Genomic DNA, 16,938 nt, shown 5'->3' with positions numbered 1-16,938 from the left:
GTTTGACTGTTCGATGCCAAAGGTAGCGTAGATCCTATCGATATTTCAACGTCGAAATGTCCGTTACCATGGGTGGTGGAGGAGGAGCGGCGAGGAGAACCCAGACCGCGCGCGCTATGAACGACACCCTCACGAACGAGACCCCCGGGAACGACACCCTCGCCGCCGGCGACCCCGCTCCCCACAACGACGCCGTCGACCAGATCCTCGGCCAGTGGGCCCGGGTGCGCCCTGACGTCGACTGCTCGGCGATGGGAGTGGCCGGGCGGATCTCCCGCGCGTCCCGCCTGCTGGAGAAGGGCATCAAGGAGTATTTCGCCGGGCACGACATCGAACCATGGGAGTTCGACGTGCTCGCGACGCTCCGCCGTGCCAACCCCGATCACCGGCTCTGCATGAGCGATCTCGCCACGGCCGCCATGGTCAGCTCCGCCGCGCTCACCAACCGGGTGGACCGCCTCGTCGCCCGGGGCCTGGTGCATCGCGAGGTCGCGCCGTCCAACCGCCGCATGGTCCTGATCACCCTCACCGGCGAGGGCCGTACGGTGGTCGACACCCTGCTGGAGGGTCACGTGGCCAACGAGGAGCGGATGCTGTCCGGCCTCACCGGCGAGGATCGGGAGCGGCTGTCGGGGCTGCTCTGCAAGCTGCTCGCCTCGCTCGGCGACACCGGCTCCCGCTGACCGGCCCCGAGCCTGCGGTCACCGCCTCCGCGGTCACCGCCTCCGCGGTCGCCGCCGCCGCGGTCGCCGCCGCCGCGATCGTCCACACGACGAAGCCTCCGCCGACGTGCGCGGCTCGGCGACACCGGCTCCCGCCGACCGGCCCCGGAGCCGTCGTCGGCTCCGGGTTGTCCACAGGGCGGAGCCTCCGGCCGACGTGCGGGTCCGGCAAACGGTAGCGTCGCGAGCGTGGACCTGGACGCCTTCCGCACGCTGCTCACACCCGCCGGGCGCGGGGCCCTCGACGAGGCCGTGAAGATACTCGCCGACGGCGCCGATCCCGTGGCCGCCGCGAGCGCGATGCGCCGAAGCCACCCGGCCGACCTGACGGCGGCGGCGCTCACCCAGGCGTCGCTGCGGCGGCGGGCCGAGGCGAAGTTCGGCCCCGACGCCGCCGTCATGTACTTCACCCCTCACGGGCTGGAGCAGGCCACCCGTCCCGAGGTCGCCGCACACCGCGCTGCCAGGATCCGGGCCTCCGGAATCCGGGCCGGCGACATCCGGGCCGGCGACATCCGGGCCGGCGGAGGGCCGGAGGGCGGCCCCTCCGTGCTGGACGTCTGCTCCGGGATCGGCGGCGACCTGCTCGCGCTGGCGAGGGCGGGCTGCCCGGTGCACGCCGTGGACCTCGATCCGCTGACCGTGGAGATCGCCCGGGCCAACGCGGCGGCGCTCGGCCTGTCCGCCCTGGTCGACGTCCGCACGGGCGACGCCGCGCTGGCCGACCCCGGCGGATACGACCTGCTGTTCGCCGATCCCGCCAGAAGGGGGGCCAGGGGACGGACCTTCGACCCGATGGCCTACTCCCCCACGTGGCCGGTCGTGCTCGACCTGGTGGCCCGCGCCCCGGCGGCCTGTCTGAAGGTGGCCCCCGGCATCCCGTACGAGTTCATCCCGGAGGGCGCCGAGGCCGAGTGGGTGTCCTACCGCGGCGAGGTGAAGGAGGCGGCGATCTGGACCGGCATGGGGCCGGGCGGGCGCCGCGCCACCCTGCTGCCGTCCGGGGCCACGCTCACGGCGTCCGGCGCCGAGGCGGAGACCGGGCCGGTGGGCCGCTATCTCTACGAGCCCGACGGCGCCGCGGTGCGGGCCCACCTGGTCGCCGAGGTCGCGGCCCTCGTGTCAGGCCGTCTGCTCGATCCCCGGATCGCCTACATCACGAGCGACCGGCTCGTACGGACGGAATGGGCGCCCTGCTACGAGGTGACCGACGTCATGCCGTTCTCGCTCAAGCGGCTGAGAGCGGCGCTGCGCGAGCGGCGCGTCGGCGTGGTCACCATCAAGAAGCGCGGGTCCGCCGTCGATGTCGAACGGCTGCGCAAGGATCTTCGGCTTTCCGGCGACAATTCCTGCGTGATCGTGCTAACCCGCATCGAAGAAAGGCCGTTCGCCCTGCTCTGCGAGCCCGCTACCAGCACGGACGGGTAATACCGCGACAATTCACCGGCAATTACCGCCTTTCTCATTCCACGCCTGATGGCCGCGGGTCAGGGCCTAAAGTTGGCGGTCGGGCGTGCCGCCTGTTCGTTCATCTGCGCGAGACGGGCCGAACCGACGTTTCGGCGAGTGAAGGAGCATTCTCGGTGGAGCATTCCAGCCACAACCTCCTCCAGGCGGGCAGCCAGACCGCCATCTCCGACCGGATGCGTGAGCTGCTCGCCCGGGCGGCCCAGGACCACGTCTACGAGCAGAGGACGCAGGGCGCCGTGCTCGACGAGATCCGCCAGCGGCTGGAAGGCATGGAGTGGCTCCTGCGCGAGGTGCGCGAGCGTGAGCTGGGCGGTCTCGGCGTCGCGCTTGAGGCGATCACCCAGCGACTTGACGACATGACGGTCCGGCCGCCCGCGTGGGCGGAGGGGCTGGCGCAGCACATGGAACTGCTCCGCGACCACGTGGACGAGGTCGGCGGCCGGACCCAGAGCCTCGCCGAGCGGATGGCGGACGTCTCGCAGCGGCTCGGCAAGTTCCAGGGCAGCATGGAGGCCGCCGCCGGGCGGTTCACCCGGATCGACAAGACCCTCGCCGCGCTCACCGAGCGCACCGAACGGCTCGAAGCCGTCGTGGTCGAACGGCTCGACTCGGTCGGCGGCCGGATCGACGCGGTGGAGAGCGGAGTCGAGGCGGTCGGTGAACGCGTCGGCAACCTGCCCGCCGATCTCGGCATCGGGGAGCTGCGCGGCACCGTGGCCGGTCTCGGTCACGCCGTCGAGGGCATGGACGCCAGGGTGACCGCGCTGGGCGCGGGCGTCGGGGACGTCGCCGCCGGCGTGGACGAGATGAGCACCACCATCGCGGGCATGAACGCCGACCTCACCCTGGCCGCGGGAGCCGTCGTGCCCCTCGCGGACGCGGTGCGCAGCAGGCCCGACCGCGAACAGATCGCCGAGACCGTCTCGGACGCGGTCACCCGCGCCATGGAACCGGCACGGGGCGACGTCGCCCGGCGGCTCGCCGCGCTGGAGGAGACCATGCTGGCGCTCGCCGAGGTCCTCCTCCGCCCCGCCCGCGGCCACACCGACTGAACCCGCCGACCGAGAACCGCCCACGGCCACGCTGAACCGACCACCGCCCCTCGGCCAGGCCGAACCTAGGCCCGCCTGCGGTCATGACCGCCCACGAGCACACCCGATCGGCGACCGGCCACGCCTGCCGAGGATCGCTCCCACCGGCCCTGTGACCGTACAGACGGCGGAGGCGAGGGCGGCGGTCAGACGTTGACGACGGTGATCGGGAGCGAGGAGTCCGCCGGGATGTCCAGGGTGGAGGGCCGGACGCCCGCCGCCACAAGGTTCGCGCCGAGCGCCGCCACCATCGCGCCGTTGTCGGTGCACAGGCCGGGCCGTGGCACCCGCAGGCGCACTCCGACCGCGTCGCAGCGCTCCTGGGCCATGGCACGCAGCCGGGAGTTGGCGGCCACGCCGCCCCCGATCAGCAGGTCCTTCACGTCGTAGCGGGCGCACGCCTGCAGCGCCTTGCGGGTGAGCACGTCCACGACCGCCTCCTGGAACGACGCGGCGACGTCGGCCACGGGCACCGTCTCGCCCGCCGCCTCGCGGGCCTCGACCCACCGGGCCACGGCCGTCTTCAGGCCGGAGAAGGAGAAGTCGAGGGTGCCGTCGTCGTACTTGCCGCGCGGGAACGCCACCGCCGCGCCCGAGCCCTCGCGGGCGGCCCGGTCGATGTGCGGTCCGCCGGGGAACGGCAGCCCGAGCACCCGGGCCACCTTGTCGAACGCCTCCCCGGCCGCGTCGTCCACGGTCGACCCGAGCGAGATCACGTCCTGGGCCACGTCGGGCACCAGGAGCAGCGAGGAGTGCCCTCCCGAGACCAGCAGCGCGACCGAAGGCTTGGGCAGCGGGCCGTGCTCCAGCTGGTCCACGGCGACGTGCGCGGCGAGGTGGTTGACCCCGTAGAGCGGGACGCCGAGCCCCAGCGCGTACGCCTTGGCGGCGGCCACACCGACGAGCAGCGCGCCCGCGAGCCCGGGGCCCGCGGTGACGGCGACGGCGTCGATGTCGGAGAAGCGCAGCCCGGCGGCGGTCAGCGCGCCTTCGACCGTGGGCGTCATGGCCTCCAGGTGGGCCCGCGAGGCCACCTCGGGCACGACGCCGCCGAAACGGGCGTGCTCGTCCATGCTGGAGGCGACGGTGTTGGCCAGCAGCGTGTGGCCGCGGACGATGCCGACGCCCGTCTCGTCGCAGGACGTCTCGATCCCCAGGACGATCGGCTCGTCATGCCTGCTCATGCCGCCTCCTCACCTGTACGGCCCGGGGTCTCGTCGCGCCGGAGGCCGCGGGGAATCGCACGATCTTCACATGTTCGCCGCCTCATGCCTCATCCCCCGGATCTCCGTGTCGTGGCCCGAGGTCCTTCACCATGGTGATCGCGTCGGTGCCGTCTTCGTAGTAGCTCCGTCGCAGGCCCAGCCGCCGGAAACCGAACCGCTCGTACATCGCCTGCGCGGGCGGGTTGTCGGCGCGGACCTCCAGGAACACCGAGACCGCGCCGCGCCGGGCGGCCTCGGTGAGCAGCTCGTTCATCAGCGCGGTCCCGACGCCGGCCCGCCGGTGATCGGCGAGGACCGCGATCGTCTGGACGTCGGCCTGGTCGCCCGCCGCCGCCAGACCGGCGTATCCCACGACGCGGTCGCCCAGCTCGGCGACGACGTAGTGCCGGGTGCGCGGCTGGTCGGCGAGCTCGCCGCGCATCATGGCCTCGCTCCAGGCGTCCGCGGGGAACGTGGTCCGTTCGATGTCCATCACGGCGGGCAGATCGTCGTGGGTCATCCGGCGCAGCACGATTTCGGTCTGCCTCACGACGTGCCTCCGGGGCGGGTCACGCCGTCACCCGCTTCGGCGCCCCGGGCACCTGCGCGTCGGGACGCCTCAGGTAGATGGGCCGGGGCGGGCCGAGCACGGCCAGCTCCCGCGCCTTCTCGACCGAGTCCACGCGGCCCTCGGGCACCCGGGCGAGCTCCGCCGCCGCCTCCTCGCTCAGCGTCGCGAGGTGCTCGGCCGCCAGGGCCGCGAGCGCGCCCGCCGAGGGGTGTTCGGGGCCGCGCACCCGGTCGGGGCCGATCACGTCGGCGTACATGGCGCCGCCCGCGCCGATCACGGGCAGTTCCCCGGGCAGGTCGTGCGGCCGGTCCACGCGCGGCCCGTCGAGCCGCGTGCGCGAGTCGCCGTACCGGGCCCAGAAGACCTCCTTGCGGCGCGCGTCGGTCGCGACGAGGAACGGACCGCTCTCCCGCGCGGCGTACGCGAGGGCGTCGAGCGTGCACATCCCGAACGCCGGCACCCCGGCGGTCATGGCCAGCGCCGTCGCGGTCATCAGGCCGACCCGCAGGCCGGTGTACGGCCCGGGGCCGGTCCCGGCGACGATGGCGGTCACGTCCTTGAGCGTCGCGCCGGACTCGCGCAGGACGTGCTCGACGGCGGGTGCGAGGAGCTCCCCGTGCCGCCGCGCGTCGATCGTCGTCGACTCCGCCACCACTCGCTCGCCGTCGTACAGCGCTGCGGTGACGGCGGGAGTGGCGGTGTCGAAGGCCAGAACAAGCACGAAGGTCAAGCGTAGTCGCTGTGCGGAGGCGGACCGCCACGCCGGGGACCGGTCCCGGCCCGTACGGCCGCCGCCGGCCGTACGGACCGGGCGCCGGGGCGTCGGGTGGCTCAGGCGGGCTTCAGGCGTCGCGGATCAGCGAGGCGTAGACGATGACGTTGTCGCGGTATTCGTGCCGCGACCAGTCGAATGTGCCGCCGCAGGTGATCAGGCGCAGGCCGTCTTCGGTGTAGACGCGCTCGGCGGGGAAGTCGTCCTTCGGCACGCGCTCCACCGAGTCGACCCGATAGGAGGCGGTCTTGCCATCGCTGCGCACCACCTTCACGACTTCTCCCCGGCGCAGGTCGCGCAGCCGGTAGAAGACGGCGGGCGCGGTCTTGGTGTCCACGTGACCGATGATCACGGAGGCGCCGGGGTCACCCGGCACGGCGCTTCCCGTGTACCAGCCCGCGGTGGACGGCTTGTCGAACGGCGGCAGCTCGACGTCGCCGTCGCCGGTCAGGCCGAGTTTCATCAGGGGTGCCTTGAGGTGCAGCGCCGGGATGTCGATCCGCTTGGGTACGACGGAGGATCTGGCGGCGGGCTGGTCCGTCATCCCTCTGCCGCCCGCGACGGCGGCGAACGCGAGACCGGTGACCACCCCGGCGATGATCACCCCCCGGGTGGACAGCGCCAAGGTCAGGCCCCGGAGCGCCTGCGGACCACGCCGATGCCGACGCCGAGCGCGGCCAGCAGCACGACGACGGTCACGCCCATCGGCAGGCCGGACTCGTCTTCGGGGCCCCCGGCCGCCGTGCCGCCGCCGCCCGCGTGCGGCGCCCGGGTGGGAATCCTCGTGTGATCCTGGGTGTGGTCCGGCTCCGGCGCGACGATCCGGAACGACGCGCTGCCGATGTCGTTGGTGGCCTCGCAGCGCACCTGCACGCGGTAGCCGCCCGGCTTGGCTCCGGCCCTGATGGTCGCGCTGCCGCGCACCATCGGCACGGCGGCGGACGGAGTGGCCTCCGACGACGCCGGGGCGACGAGCGTGACGAGACCGGTGAAGGCGTCGGAGCGGGCGGTCGCCCGATATGCCGTGCCGCCCTGGGGCAGCGGGCACCTGGCGGTGATGTGGATGCTCTTGGTCGACCCGCCGACGATCCGCTTCGGATCGAGCTCCACCCGCACGTCCTGCCGGGGGACGGAGACGAGCGGCGTCGACTGGGCCGGGGTCTGCGCCGCCGCGGGGTCGGTGGAGACCGTCTCGGCCGACGCGGTGCAGCCCAGCGCGGCGAACAGTAAGGCTCCCCCGACGGCGACCTGCGTGATCCTGCTCAACGGCACACCTCTTCCACGCCGGTCCCTTACCCAGAAAATCCTTGCCGACTCATGACCGGGGATCTTCCTTGCCCCGATGATCCTCAGGTACGCGGACAGGCGTCAAGGACTGTGCGGCCGACCGGTCTGGAACCCGTACGGACGACGTCCGGCTTGTCCCCGCAGGTCCTTGTCGCACGTCAGAGTCCGAGTTGCGGCCTTTATGCGACTATCCGGCCCAGGGCGGCGGGTGCTCAGGCGGTGAGGAACCAGGGCGGTCAGGCGGCGCGATCAGGGGACGGTGTGATCAAAGCGACAGGGTGATCCGGTGACGCGGTGATCAGGCGGTGGGATGGTCGGGCGTGGTGAGATCACACGGCGCGGTGATCAGGGCGGCAGGTGCTCAGGCGGCGGATGCTCAGGCCAGGGAGAGCTCCGACCAGCGCGGGCCCACGCCGGTCACCCGTACGCGGCGCTCCTCGTCCTCGGCGCCCCGCTCGATCTGGACGTCCAGGCGGTCCTCGGACAGGCCCTCGACCAGGCCCTCGCCCCACTCGACCACGGTCACCGACTCCTCAAGCGACGCGTCGAGGTCGAGGTCGTCCACCTCCAGCGTGCCGCCCAGCCGGTAGGCGTCCACGTGCACGAGCGCGGGCCCGTCGGACAGGGACGGGTGGACCCGGGCGATCACGAACGTGGGGGACGTGATCGGCCCGCGCACCTTCAGGCCCTCCGCGAGGCCCTGCACCAGTGTGGTCTTCCCCGCGCCCAGCGGGCCGCTCAGCACGACCAGGTCTCCGGGGGCGAGCAGCCCGGCCAGCCGCGCGCCCAGCTCACGCGTCTCATCGGCGGTCGTGGCCCGGAACTCGGCCGTGGTCACGTGTTCCCCCTCTCGGCTCGCTTCAGCAGCTCGCGGAGCGCCTCGTTCACGGCGTCGGGCCGTTCGAGCTGAACGAGGTGCGAGGTCTCCGGCACGATGGTGAGCTGCGCGGTCGGCACGGCCGCCGCGATCGCCTTGCTGTGGTCGAGCGGCGTCAGCCAGTCGCGGTCGCCCACGATGATCGCGGTCGGCACCTTGTTGAGCACGTCGAGCGAGGTGAGCTTGTCGTGCGTCATCAGCGCCGGATAGAAGTCGGCGATCACCTCGGAGGGGGTCGCCCTGATCATCGACTCGACGAAGTCCACGACGGTGGGGCTGACGTTCTTGGAATCGCCGAACCCGAGGTGGCGCAGCGCCAGGAAGGACAGGTCGGTGCCGGCCTCACGGCCCCGGTCGACCAGCGCGCCGCTCCTGCGCATGATCGAGACGGCCGACGGCACCGCGAGGTTGACGAGCTTGGAGACCAGGGCGGGCAGGCCCAGGGTGATCTCGGCGAGCTTGCCCGCCGAGGTCGCCACCAGCGAGACGCCGCGGATCTTGTCGCCGAACAGCTCGGGCCGCCGCTCCGCCAGCGCCATGACCGTCATGCCGCCCATGGAGTGGCCCACCACCACGCACGGCCCCGGGACGAGCTCCTCCAGCACCAGCGCGAGATCCTCGCCGAGGCGCTCGATCGTGCAGTCGCTTGCCATCGCGCGCGCGGAGTGGCCGTGGCAGCGCTGGTCCCACAGCACGAGCCGGTAGGAGTCGCGCAGATCGCGCCGCTGGTAGTGCCAGGAGTCCGACGACAGGCAGTAGCCGTGGCACAGCACCACGGTCAGCGGCGCGTCCTCCACACCGTCGATCTCGGCATGGATCTGCACGCCGTCCGAGGTCTCGAGCGTCACCGAACGTCCGTGCAGCTCGCCGAAGGGCTCACTCGCCTCCAGGTCCGGCCGCAGGCGGATGCGGCCCACGGCGTACCTTTTGGCGAGCGTGGCCGCCGCCACTCCCGCGGACGCCGCACCGAAGACCGCTCCGGCGATCCCGACCTTGCGACGTGTGCTCATGCCTGCCCTCCTCGCAGCCGCGGCTCAGCGTCCGTCCGTATGGACACGAGGCACGCGGGATCCGATCCTCGTCACGATCTCATGGGTAATCGTGCCCAGGGAATCCGCCCATTCCTGACAAGTTGGCTCACCATTGTCCCCGGGACCGAAAAGGATCACCTCGTCCCCCGATTCCGCAGGATCGTCACCCAGGTCGATGACGAACTGGTCCATGCACACCCGCCCGGCGATACGCCGCCGCCGGCCCGCTGCCAGCACCTCCGCCCGGTTGGTCCCGTTTCTCAGGATGCCGTCCGCATACCCGAGAGGAACGAGGCCAAGCGTGGTCTCACGCTCCGTGACGTACAGGTGCCCGTACGACACGCCCGCGCCCGGGGCGGCCCGCTTCACCTGCGCGAGCCTGGCCGTCAGCGTCATGGCCGGGCGCAGCCCGAAGTCGCCGAGCTCGGGGATCGGGCTCAGGCCATAGACGGCGATGCCCGTACGGACCATGTCATACCTGGCCTGCGGCAGTGTGACTGTCGCCGCCGAGTTGGCGAAGTGACGGATCGCGTCGCTCGGCACCCCCGCCTTGTCGGCGACGGCGAGCGCCTCCTCGAACGTCGCGAGCTGGTCCTCGATCGAGGGATGGCCGGGGATGTCCGCGCAGGCGAAGTGCGACCACAGCCCGGCGATCTCGATGGCCCCGCTCGCCCGCGCGGCGAGCGCGTGCTCGACCAGCGACGACCAGTCCGCCGGTGTCGCGCCGCCGCGGGAGTTGCCGGTGTCGGCCTTCAGGTGCACCCGGGCGGTGCGCCCGGTGCGCCGGGCGGCCTCGACGATCTCGTCCACGACCCATGTCGCCCCGGCCGACAGCTCGACGTCCGCGAGCAGCGCGGCGTCCAGCGGCTCGCCGGGGGTGATGAGCCACGACAGGATCGGCGCGGTGATCCCCGCCTCGCGCAGCGCCAGCGCCTCGCGGACGAGCGCCGTGCCGAGCCGGCTCGCGCCCGCCTCCAGGCACGCCTTGGCCACCGGAGCCGCGCCGTGACCGTACGCGTCGGCCTTGACGACGGCCATCATCTCGGCGCCGGCGGCCGACTCCGCGAGCAGCCGCACGTTGTGCGCGATGGCGGACAGGTCGACGCGCGCCTCGGCCGGGGTGGCGGAGTGCACCGTTGAGAAGCTCATTTTTCCAGTGTGTCAGGTGGACCCGGGTGAATGCGCCCACCCTGACACCGCACGTCAGAGCGTGCGCAGGGCCTCGGGCAGCGCCTCGGCGACGTCGAGCGCGGCGATCGGCGCCTGCCCGGGCCCCGCCGCGACGCCGCCGCCCGAGGCGACCCGCGCCGCCAGGCCGTGGACGTACGCCGCGCACGAGGCCGCGTCGTAGCCCGTCAGCCCGGCGGCCAGCAGGGCGCCCGCGATGCCCGACAGGACGTCGCCGGTGCCGCCCGTCGCGAGCCAGGGCGTCCCGGTGGTGTTGACCCGCACCGGTCTGTGCTCCTCGGCGACGAGCGTGGTCGAGCCCTTGAGCAGCACCGTCGCCCCCAGCTCGGTGGCGGCCCTGCGCACGTGTTCGAGCCGCTCGGCCTCGATGTCCTCGCGCGGCACGCCGAGCAGCCGCGACAGCTCTCCCGCGTGCGGCGTGAGCACGGTCGGGGCGGCCCGGCGCAGCAGCGAGCGGTCCTTGGCGACCAGCGTCAGCCCGTCGGCGTCCACCAGCACGGGCACCCCGGTGGACAGCACCGCGCGGGCCACCGCGTGCGCCTCCGGGCCCGTGCCCAGCCCGGGGCCGAGCACCCACGCCTGCACCCGCCCGACCTCGTCGAGCGAGCTCCTCAGCACCAGCGACGGGTCGAGCACGGTCGTGACGGCCTCCGGCCAGCGGGTCCTGACCAGCCGCACCGGCTCGGCCGAGCTCGCGAAGCGGACCATCCCCGCTCCGGCGCGCACAGCGCCGCCGACCGAGAGCACGGCGGCCCCGGTGTACCTGTCGCTGCCTGCGGCGACCCCGACGACGCCGCGCCGGTATTTGTCGCTCTCCGCGCCCGGGCGCGGCAGCAGGTCGGCCACGTCGTCGCTGGTCAGCGCGGTCACCTCGGGATCCGGCAGGTAGGGCCCGAGGCCGATGTCCACCAGCTCGACCGCGCCCGCGTGGGCGGCGCCGGGATCGATCAGCAGACCGGCCTTGTACGCGCCGAACGTGACCGTGAGGTGCGCGCGCACCGCCGGTCCCTCGACCCGCCCGCTGCTCGCGTCCACCCCGCTCGGCACGTCGACCGCGACGACCAGGCCGTCGGTCCGGCCGGTCAGCTCCGCGAGCGTGGCGTACGGCTCCCGCAGCGCCCCGCTGCCTCCGATGCCGACGAGGCCGTCCATCACGAGGTCGGCGCGGGCCAGCAGCTCACGGGCCCGCTCGGCGTCGTAGGGGTGCGCCCGGCCGCCCGCCTGCCGCAACGCGGCCAGGCCGCCCTCGTGGGTGCGCGAGCCGGCGAGGACCGCCTCCACCCGTGCTCCCCGGCGGGCCAGCCTGGCCCCGGCGTACAGGGCGTCCCCGCCGTTGTCGCCGCTGCCGATCAGCAGCGCCACGCGGGAGCCGTACACCCGGCCGCAGGAGCCGGCGAGCAAGTGTGCGCAGACGGCGGCGAGCCCGGCGGCGGCCCTGCCCATCAGCGTTCCCTCGGGGAGCCTCGCCATCAGCGCGCGCTCGGCGGAGCGGATCTGGTCGGAGGTGTAGGCGGTCCGCATGCGTCCGACGGTAGCCTGCCGGGTCCGCGATGGCGATCACCCGGCGTCCGGCGTCGGCGGGAGGACGCCGGCACGGCGCGGGCAGCGGTCCTCCCGGCGTGGGTCCTCCCGGCGTGGCCGGGCGTGCCTCAGGCGGCAGGACGCCGCCACGCGCGGCGGCCGGGCGTGCCACTCTGTGAAAGGCGTGCGCTCAGGACTCGGCGACGACGTAGGCGACCGCCATGCCGCCGTCGTGCGACAGCGAGACGTGCCATCTGCCTACGCCGAGGTCGCGGGCCACCTCGGCGGCCCGGCCCGTGATCCGCAGCTCCGGCCTGCCCTGCGCGCCGCGCACGATCTCCGCGTCGAGGTGCCGCAGGCCCGGCGGCGCCCCGAGGGCCTTGGCCACGGCCTCCTTCGCGGCGAACCGCGCGGCCAGCGACTCCAGCGGCAGCGCGCCCTCGGCATCGGTGAACAGGCGCTTTCGCAGCGCGGGCGTGCGCTCCAGGGCCGCGCCCAGGCGCGCCACCTCGACCACGTCCACCCCGATGCCCACGATCACACCGCCAGCGTACGGGCCAGTTGTTGTTCCCCGTCGCGCGCCGGAGTAATCCATCGATTTCTGTCCACAGGCTGTGCACGACCCCGGATGGGCGCGGGCGAAGGCCATGGCTACGCTTGCCGTCGTGGCAGATGGGGACGCGTACGTCGAGCTGAGCCGGGAGCAGTGGCGTGACCTGCGTAAGAACACACCGCTCACGCTCACAGAGGCGGAGCTGGAAGAACTGCGCGGCGTCCACGACCCGATCGACCTGTCCGAGGTCACCGACATCTACCTGCCGCTGACCCGACTGCTGAACCTGCACTTCACCGGTTCGCGGCAGCGCGGCGCGGCCGTCGGCGCGTTCCTCGGCGAGCAGGACGCGCCCCCGCCGTACGTGCTGGGCATCGCGGGCAGCGTCGCGGTCGGCAAGTCGACCACGGCGCGCCTGCTGCACGCGCTGCTCGCCCGCTGGCCCGAGCACCCCCGGGTCGACCTGATCACCACCGACAGCTTCCTCTACCCCAACAAGGTCCTGGAAGAGCGCGGGATCATGCACCGCAAGGGCTTCCCGGAGAGCTACGACCGGCGGGCGCTGGTGAGCTTCGTGGCCGACGTGAAGGCGGGCCGCCACGCGGTGGAGGCACCCGTCTACAGCCATCTGGAGTACGACATCGTGCCCGGCGCGGCACATACGGTGGACCGGCCGGACATCCTCATCGTCGAGGGCCTCAACGTCCTGCAGCCCGCGCCGCCGGACGCCCTGGCGGTCTACGACTACTTCGACTTCTCCATCTACGTGGACGCCCGGATAGAGGACATCCGCACCTGGTATGTGGAGCGCTTCCACAAGCTGCGCCGCACGGCCTTCTCCGACCCGAAGTCCTACTTCCGGCACATCGCGGCGCTGTCGTACGAGGAGGCGACCACGTTCGCCGAGAACGTGTGGCGTGACATCAACGAACGCAACCTGGTGGAGAACATCGCCCCCACCCGCCGCCGGGCCGGCCTGATCCTGCACAAGGGCCCCGACCACTCCGTCACACGGGTGCGGCTGCGCAGAACCTGAGCCGGATGCCCCCGGTACGGCGGCGGTCTTCGGAAGGGCGTGAGAGGCATACCTGAGACGTAGGCGGGTTCCTCCATCAGGCGGAGGCCCGGCGAACGCCCAGCCCAGTAGGGTCGGATCATGACAGCGAGCGCGACTCCATGCTTCGCGACCGAGGGGCTGACCAAGCGTTTCCCCCGCGTCACGGCGCTCGACGACCTCACGGTCGCCGCCGGCACCGGCGTGACCGGCCTGGTGGGCGCCAACGGCGCGGGCAAGTCGACGCTGATCAAGATCCTGCTCGGCCTGCTTCCTCCGACCTCCGGGCGTGCCTCGGTGCTCGGCTTCGACACGGCCACCCAGGGCCTGGAGATCCGGCGCGCCGTCGGCTACATGCCCGAGCACGACTGCCTGCCGCCGGACATGTCCGCGACCGAGTTCGTGGTGCACATGGCCCAGATGTCCGGGCTGCCGCGTACGGCCGCCCGCGAGCGCGCCGCCGACACCCTGCGCCACGTGGGGCTGGACGAGGAGCGCTACCGCCCGATGGGCGGCTACTCCACAGGCATGCGGCAGCGGGTCAAGCTCGCCCAGGCCCTCGTCCACGACCCGAAGCTGGTCTTCCTCGACGAGCCCACCAACGGGCTCGACCCGCAGGGCCGCGACGACATGCTCACGCTGATCCGGCGCATCGGCACCGAGTTCGGCATCAGCGTGCTGGTCACCTCCCATCTGCTCGGCGAGCTTGAGCGGGTGTGCGACCACGTCATCGTGATCGACGGCGGGCGGCTGCTGCGCTCCTCGGCGATCCGGGAGTTCACCCGGGCCGAGCAGACCATCGCGGTGGAGGTCGAGGAGGGGCAGCAGCGGCTGGCCGAGCGCCTGACCGCCGGCGGCGAGACGGTCGTCACGCAGGGCAGGCTGATCACGGTCCAGGTCTCCGCGGACGACCCCGGCCGCACCTACGACGCCGTACGCGACGCCGTCTGCGACCTCGGCCTCAGCCTCCTGCGGCTGGAGCAGCGCCGGGGCCGCATCGAGGACGTGTTCAAGGAGCCGGTGGCATGACGACAGAGCCGACCGCGGTCATCCACGACATCGGATACCGCCACTACGACGGCGTACGGCTGGGGCGTGGCAGGGCGACGCTCGCCCTCGGCGTGCAGAGCCTGCGCGGCGTGTTCGGGCTCGGCCGCACGGTCCGCGCCAAGATCATGCCGCTGCTGCTGGCCGCGATCATGCTGATGCCGACCGTGGTGTCGATCGGCGTGATGGCGCTCGCCAAGCAGTTCGTCATGCCCTATCCGAACTACGCGGTCTTCATGCAGGCGGTGATCGCGGTCTTCCTGGCCGCGCAGTCGCCGTACCTGGTCGCGCCGGACCTGCGCTTCCGCGTGCTGCCGCTGTATCTGTCCCGCCCGCTGACCGTGACCGACTACGTGCTGGCGAAGCTGGCCGCGCTGGCGGTCGCGCTGTTCGGGCTGCTGGCCGTGCCGCTGACGATCGAGTTCGTCGGCGAGCTCCTGGTCGACATGCCCGGCCCGCCGCACACCGCCGACTATCTCGGCGCGCTGGGCGGCGCGGTCCTCCACGCGGTTCTGCTGTCGTCCGTGGGCATCGCCCTGGCGTCGTTCACCCCGCGCCGCGGTCTCGGCGTCGCGTCGGTGATCGCGTTCTACATGTTCACCGCGGCCGTCTCCGGGATCTTCGCCGGCGTGCTGATCTCGTCGGGACGCGACGATCTCGCCGGGTGGGCCCTGCTGCTCAACCCGTTCTTCCTCGTCGACTACGCCCAGTCGGCCCTGTTCGGCACCACGCCCGTCAACACGGAGTCGGCTCCGCCCGGCATCGCGACGTGCCTGATCCTGCTGGCCGTGATCGCCGTGGCCGTGACGGGCGTTCTCCTGCGCTACCGGAAGGCGGCGTCGTGACCACCACAAGCTCTCCCGTGACCACCCGCCAGGGCGTGCTCGAACTCGCCCAGGTGTCCCGCTGGTATGGCAACGTCGTGGCGGTCAACGACGTCACGATGACCATCGGACCCGGCGTCACCGGCCTGCTCGGGCCGAACGGCGCGGGCAAGTCGACGCTGCTGCACATGATGGCCGGGTTCCTCGCGCCGTCCAGCGGCACGGCGACCCTCGACGGCGGGCGCATCTGGCACAACCACGAGATCTACCGGCGGATCGGCCTGGTGCCCGAGAAGGAGGCCGTCTACGGCTTCCTCACCGGGTGGCAGTTCGTGCTGTCGTCGGCCCGGCTGCACGGCCTGCCCTCGCCCGCCGACGCGGCCGAACGGGCCCTCGACCTGGTGGAGATGACGGACGCCGCCGGCCGCCGCATCGAGACCTACTCGAAGGGCATGCGGCAGCGCGTCAAGGTCGCCGCCGCCCTCGTCCACGACCCCCAGGTGCTGCTGCTGGACGAGCCGTTCAACGGCATGGACCCCCGGCAGCGGCTCCACCTCATGGACCTCGTACGCCGCATGGGCGAGGAGGGCCGGACGATCCTGTTCAGCTCGCACATCCTCGAAGAGGTCGAGCGGGTGGCCCACCACATCGAGGTCCTGGTCGCGGGGCGGCACGCCGCGTCGGGCGACTACCGCGAGATCCGGCGCCGCATGGCCGACCGGCCGCACCTGTTCCGGGTCAGGTCGAGCGACGACCGGCGCCTGGCCGCCGCGCTCATCGCCGACCCCTCCTCCAGCGCGGTCTCGCTGACCGAGCAGGGCGTCGAGGTCCAGGTGACCGACTACGCGCGCTTCACCGCGCTGCTGCCGCGGATGGCGCGCGATCTCGCCGTACACCTGTGGCAGGTCTCCCCCACCGACGAGGACCTGGAAAGCGTCTTCTCCTACCTCATCTCCGGGAGCTCTCGATGAACACGGTGGTGGCGGACATCACCTACCGGGCCATGCTCGGGCGCAAGCGGATCTGGCTGCTGATCCTGCTGCCGGTGGCGCTGGTCGCGCTCGCCGCGCTGCTCAGGGTGGTGAACGGCCAGGACGAGCAGACGGCCGTGCTGCTGATGAAGAGCTTCGCGATCGGCACGATGCTGCCGCTGCTCGGGCTGATCGCCGGGACGGGCGTGATCGCACCGGAGATCGAGGACGGCACGATCATCCACCTGCTGGCCAAGCCGATCTCCCGCCCGGTGATCGCGGTGACGAAGTTCGTGGTCGCGGCCTCCCTCATCGCGGTGCTCGCGGCCGTCTCGACCTACGCCTCCGCGTATCTCCTGGTCGGCTCGGAGTCGGGCGTCGCGAGCGGCTTCGCCCTCGGAGCGCTGTTCGGCGGCATCGCGTACGCCGCGGTGTTCCTGCTGCTGGGCGTGCTCACCCGCCACGCGGTCGCGGTCGGCGTCATCTACGCCCTCGTGTGGGAGGGCGTGGTCGGCGGCTACGTGCCCGGCGCCCGGAAGTTCTCCATCCAGCAGTGGGCCCAGTCGCTCGCCGACCAGGTCTCCTCCTCGCCCTTCTTCTCCACCGAGGTGACGCTCGGCTTCGCCGTACCGGCGATGGTCATCGTCACGATCGGCGCGGTCGTCTGGACCGGTCAGCGCCTGCGCTCCCTCTCCCTGACCGGCGACGACTGATCGGGTCCAGAGGTTTCCAGAGGTCGAAGCCCGCCCGACAC

General features: G+C 72.5%; 18 protein-coding genes. 8 read left to right on the top strand and 10 right to left on the bottom strand.

Features of this window, described 5'->3' with window-relative positions; genetic code table 11:
- The first annotated feature begins 116 nt into the window (after positions 1 to 116).
- The 3 genes from OHB01_RS16235 to OHB01_RS16225 all read left to right on the top strand — a co-directional run bounded on the left by OHB01_RS16235 (position 117) and on the right by OHB01_RS16225 (position 3,244).
- On the top strand, positions 117 to 683 hold the full coding sequence (locus tag OHB01_RS16235; RefSeq protein ID WP_142646689.1) for a MarR family winged helix-turn-helix transcriptional regulator: 567 nt from the start codon (positions 117 to 119) through the stop codon (positions 681 to 683).
- Positions 684 to 911: 228 nt separating this feature from the next.
- Positions 912 to 2,150: a THUMP-like domain-containing protein gene (locus OHB01_RS16230; protein ID WP_328855590.1), complete on the top strand. Its 1,239-nt coding sequence runs from the start codon at positions 912 to 914 to the stop codon at positions 2,148 to 2,150.
- Between the two features lie 155 nt (positions 2,151 to 2,305).
- Positions 2,306 to 3,244, top strand: coding sequence for a hypothetical protein (locus OHB01_RS16225; RefSeq protein ID WP_142646691.1), 939 nt, complete (start codon positions 2,306 to 2,308; stop codon positions 3,242 to 3,244).
- A 185-nt stretch (positions 3,245 to 3,429) separates the two neighbouring features.
- Here the strand turns inward: OHB01_RS16225 and tsaD are convergent, their stop codons facing one another.
- The 10 genes from tsaD to OHB01_RS16175 all read right to left on the bottom strand — a co-directional run bounded on the left by tsaD (position 3,430) and on the right by OHB01_RS16175 (position 12,276).
- Positions 3,430 to 4,467, bottom strand: a complete 1,038-nt coding sequence (gene tsaD / locus OHB01_RS16220) for a tRNA (adenosine(37)-N6)-threonylcarbamoyltransferase complex transferase subunit TsaD (protein WP_328855589.1) — start codon at positions 4,465 to 4,467, stop codon at positions 3,430 to 3,432.
- An 82-nt stretch (positions 4,468 to 4,549) separates the two neighbouring features.
- Positions 4,550 to 5,038, bottom strand: coding sequence for a ribosomal protein S18-alanine N-acetyltransferase (gene rimI / locus OHB01_RS16215; protein WP_328855588.1), 489 nt, complete (start codon positions 5,036 to 5,038; stop codon positions 4,550 to 4,552).
- A gap of 19 nt (positions 5,039 to 5,057) precedes the next feature.
- The gene (gene tsaB, locus OHB01_RS16210; protein WP_142646693.1) at positions 5,058 to 5,780 is read right to left on the bottom strand and encodes a tRNA (adenosine(37)-N6)-threonylcarbamoyltransferase complex dimerization subunit type 1 TsaB; all 723 of its coding nucleotides are present in this window, start codon (positions 5,778 to 5,780) and stop codon (positions 5,058 to 5,060) included.
- Between the two features lie 121 nt (positions 5,781 to 5,901).
- On the bottom strand, positions 5,902 to 6,456 hold the full coding sequence (locus OHB01_RS16205) for a class F sortase (RefSeq protein WP_142646694.1): 555 nt from the start codon (positions 6,454 to 6,456) through the stop codon (positions 5,902 to 5,904).
- Positions 6,457 to 6,458: 2 nt separating this feature from the next.
- A complete protein-coding gene (locus tag OHB01_RS16200) occupies positions 6,459 to 7,097 on the bottom strand; it encodes a hypothetical protein (RefSeq protein ID WP_328855587.1) in 639 nt (212 codons plus the stop codon).
- A gap of 397 nt (positions 7,098 to 7,494) precedes the next feature.
- Positions 7,495 to 7,956 carry a tRNA (adenosine(37)-N6)-threonylcarbamoyltransferase complex ATPase subunit type 1 TsaE gene (gene tsaE / locus OHB01_RS16195; RefSeq protein ID WP_142646696.1) on the bottom strand — a complete coding sequence of 154 codons (462 nt, stop codon included), beginning with the start codon at positions 7,954 to 7,956 and terminating at the stop codon, positions 7,495 to 7,497.
- Positions 7,953 to 9,005, bottom strand: a complete 1,053-nt coding sequence (locus OHB01_RS16190) for an alpha/beta fold hydrolase (RefSeq protein ID WP_147943707.1) — start codon at positions 9,003 to 9,005, stop codon at positions 7,953 to 7,955. The genes tsaE and OHB01_RS16190 overlap by 4 nt, the downstream gene beginning before the upstream one ends.
- A 24-nt stretch (positions 9,006 to 9,029) precedes the next feature.
- The gene (alr, locus tag OHB01_RS16185; protein ID WP_142646698.1) at positions 9,030 to 10,175 is read right to left on the bottom strand and encodes an alanine racemase; all 1,146 of its coding nucleotides are present in this window, start codon (positions 10,173 to 10,175) and stop codon (positions 9,030 to 9,032) included.
- Positions 10,176 to 10,229: 54 nt separating this feature from the next.
- Positions 10,230 to 11,735, bottom strand: a complete 1,506-nt coding sequence (locus OHB01_RS16180) for an NAD(P)H-hydrate dehydratase (RefSeq protein WP_142646699.1) — start codon at positions 11,733 to 11,735, stop codon at positions 10,230 to 10,232.
- 190 nt (positions 11,736 to 11,925) lie between these two features.
- Positions 11,926 to 12,276 (bottom strand): holo-ACP synthase, encoded by a 351-nt coding sequence (locus OHB01_RS16175; protein ID WP_142646700.1) that lies wholly within the window; start codon positions 12,274 to 12,276, stop codon positions 11,926 to 11,928.
- A gap of 106 nt (positions 12,277 to 12,382) precedes the next feature.
- Between OHB01_RS16175 and coaA the strand changes: the two genes are divergently transcribed.
- The 5 genes from coaA (at position 12,383) to OHB01_RS16150 (ending at position 16,897) form a co-directional block, all read left to right on the top strand.
- On the top strand, positions 12,383 to 13,324 hold the full coding sequence (gene coaA, locus OHB01_RS16170; RefSeq protein WP_142646701.1) for a type I pantothenate kinase: 942 nt from the start codon (positions 12,383 to 12,385) through the stop codon (positions 13,322 to 13,324).
- A 120-nt stretch (positions 13,325 to 13,444) separates the two neighbouring features.
- Positions 13,445 to 14,371: an ABC transporter ATP-binding protein gene (locus OHB01_RS16165; protein ID WP_142646702.1), complete on the top strand. Its 927-nt coding sequence runs from the start codon at positions 13,445 to 13,447 to the stop codon at positions 14,369 to 14,371.
- A complete protein-coding gene (locus OHB01_RS16160) occupies positions 14,368 to 15,234 on the top strand; it encodes an ABC transporter permease subunit (RefSeq protein ID WP_147943703.1) in 867 nt (288 codons plus the stop codon). The genes OHB01_RS16165 and OHB01_RS16160 overlap by 4 nt, the downstream gene beginning before the upstream one ends.
- Complete coding sequence (locus tag OHB01_RS16155) at positions 15,231 to 16,184, top strand: ABC transporter ATP-binding protein (protein WP_260617170.1); 954 nt, start codon at positions 15,231 to 15,233, stop codon at positions 16,182 to 16,184. Before OHB01_RS16160 ends, OHB01_RS16155 begins: the two co-directional genes overlap by 4 nt.
- Entirely contained in the window at positions 16,181 to 16,897 is a 717-nt protein-coding gene (locus OHB01_RS16150) for an ABC transporter permease (protein ID WP_328855586.1), read from the top strand. Before OHB01_RS16155 ends, OHB01_RS16150 begins: the two co-directional genes overlap by 4 nt.
- The last annotated feature ends 41 nt before the right edge of the window (positions 16,898 to 16,938 follow it).

It is taken from the genome of Microbispora hainanensis, from assembly GCF_036186745.1.
Lineage (GTDB): Bacteria > Actinomycetota > Actinomycetes > Streptosporangiales > Streptosporangiaceae > Microbispora.
This window is presented reverse-complemented; position numbering and strand designations above follow the sequence as displayed.

Excerpts from the sequence above, each read along its gene's own strand:
- OHB01_RS16235 (WP_142646689.1), top strand. The coding sequence starts at position 117 with ATGAACGACACCCTCACGAACGAGACCCCCGGGAACGACACCCTCGCC.
- OHB01_RS16150 (WP_328855586.1), top strand. The coding sequence starts at position 16,181 with ATGAACACGGTGGTGGCGGACATCACCTACCGGGCCATGCTCGGGCGC.
- OHB01_RS16165 (WP_142646702.1), top strand. The coding sequence starts at position 13,445 with ATGACAGCGAGCGCGACTCCATGCTTCGCGACCGAGGGGCTGACCAAG.
- coaA (WP_142646701.1), top strand. The coding sequence starts at position 12,383 with ATGGCTACGCTTGCCGTCGTGGCAGATGGGGACGCGTACGTCGAGCTG.
- OHB01_RS16160 (WP_147943703.1), top strand. The coding sequence starts at position 14,368 with ATGACGACAGAGCCGACCGCGGTCATCCACGACATCGGATACCGCCAC.
- tsaD (WP_328855589.1), bottom strand. The coding sequence starts at position 4,467 with ATGAGCAGGCATGACGAGCCGATCGTCCTGGGGATCGAGACGTCCTGC.
- OHB01_RS16180 (WP_142646699.1), bottom strand. The coding sequence starts at position 11,735 with ATGCGGACCGCCTACACCTCCGACCAGATCCGCTCCGCCGAGCGCGCG.
- alr (WP_142646698.1), bottom strand. The coding sequence starts at position 10,175 with ATGAGCTTCTCAACGGTGCACTCCGCCACCCCGGCCGAGGCGCGCGTC.
- OHB01_RS16190 (WP_147943707.1), bottom strand. The coding sequence starts at position 9,005 with ATGAGCACACGTCGCAAGGTCGGGATCGCCGGAGCGGTCTTCGGTGCG.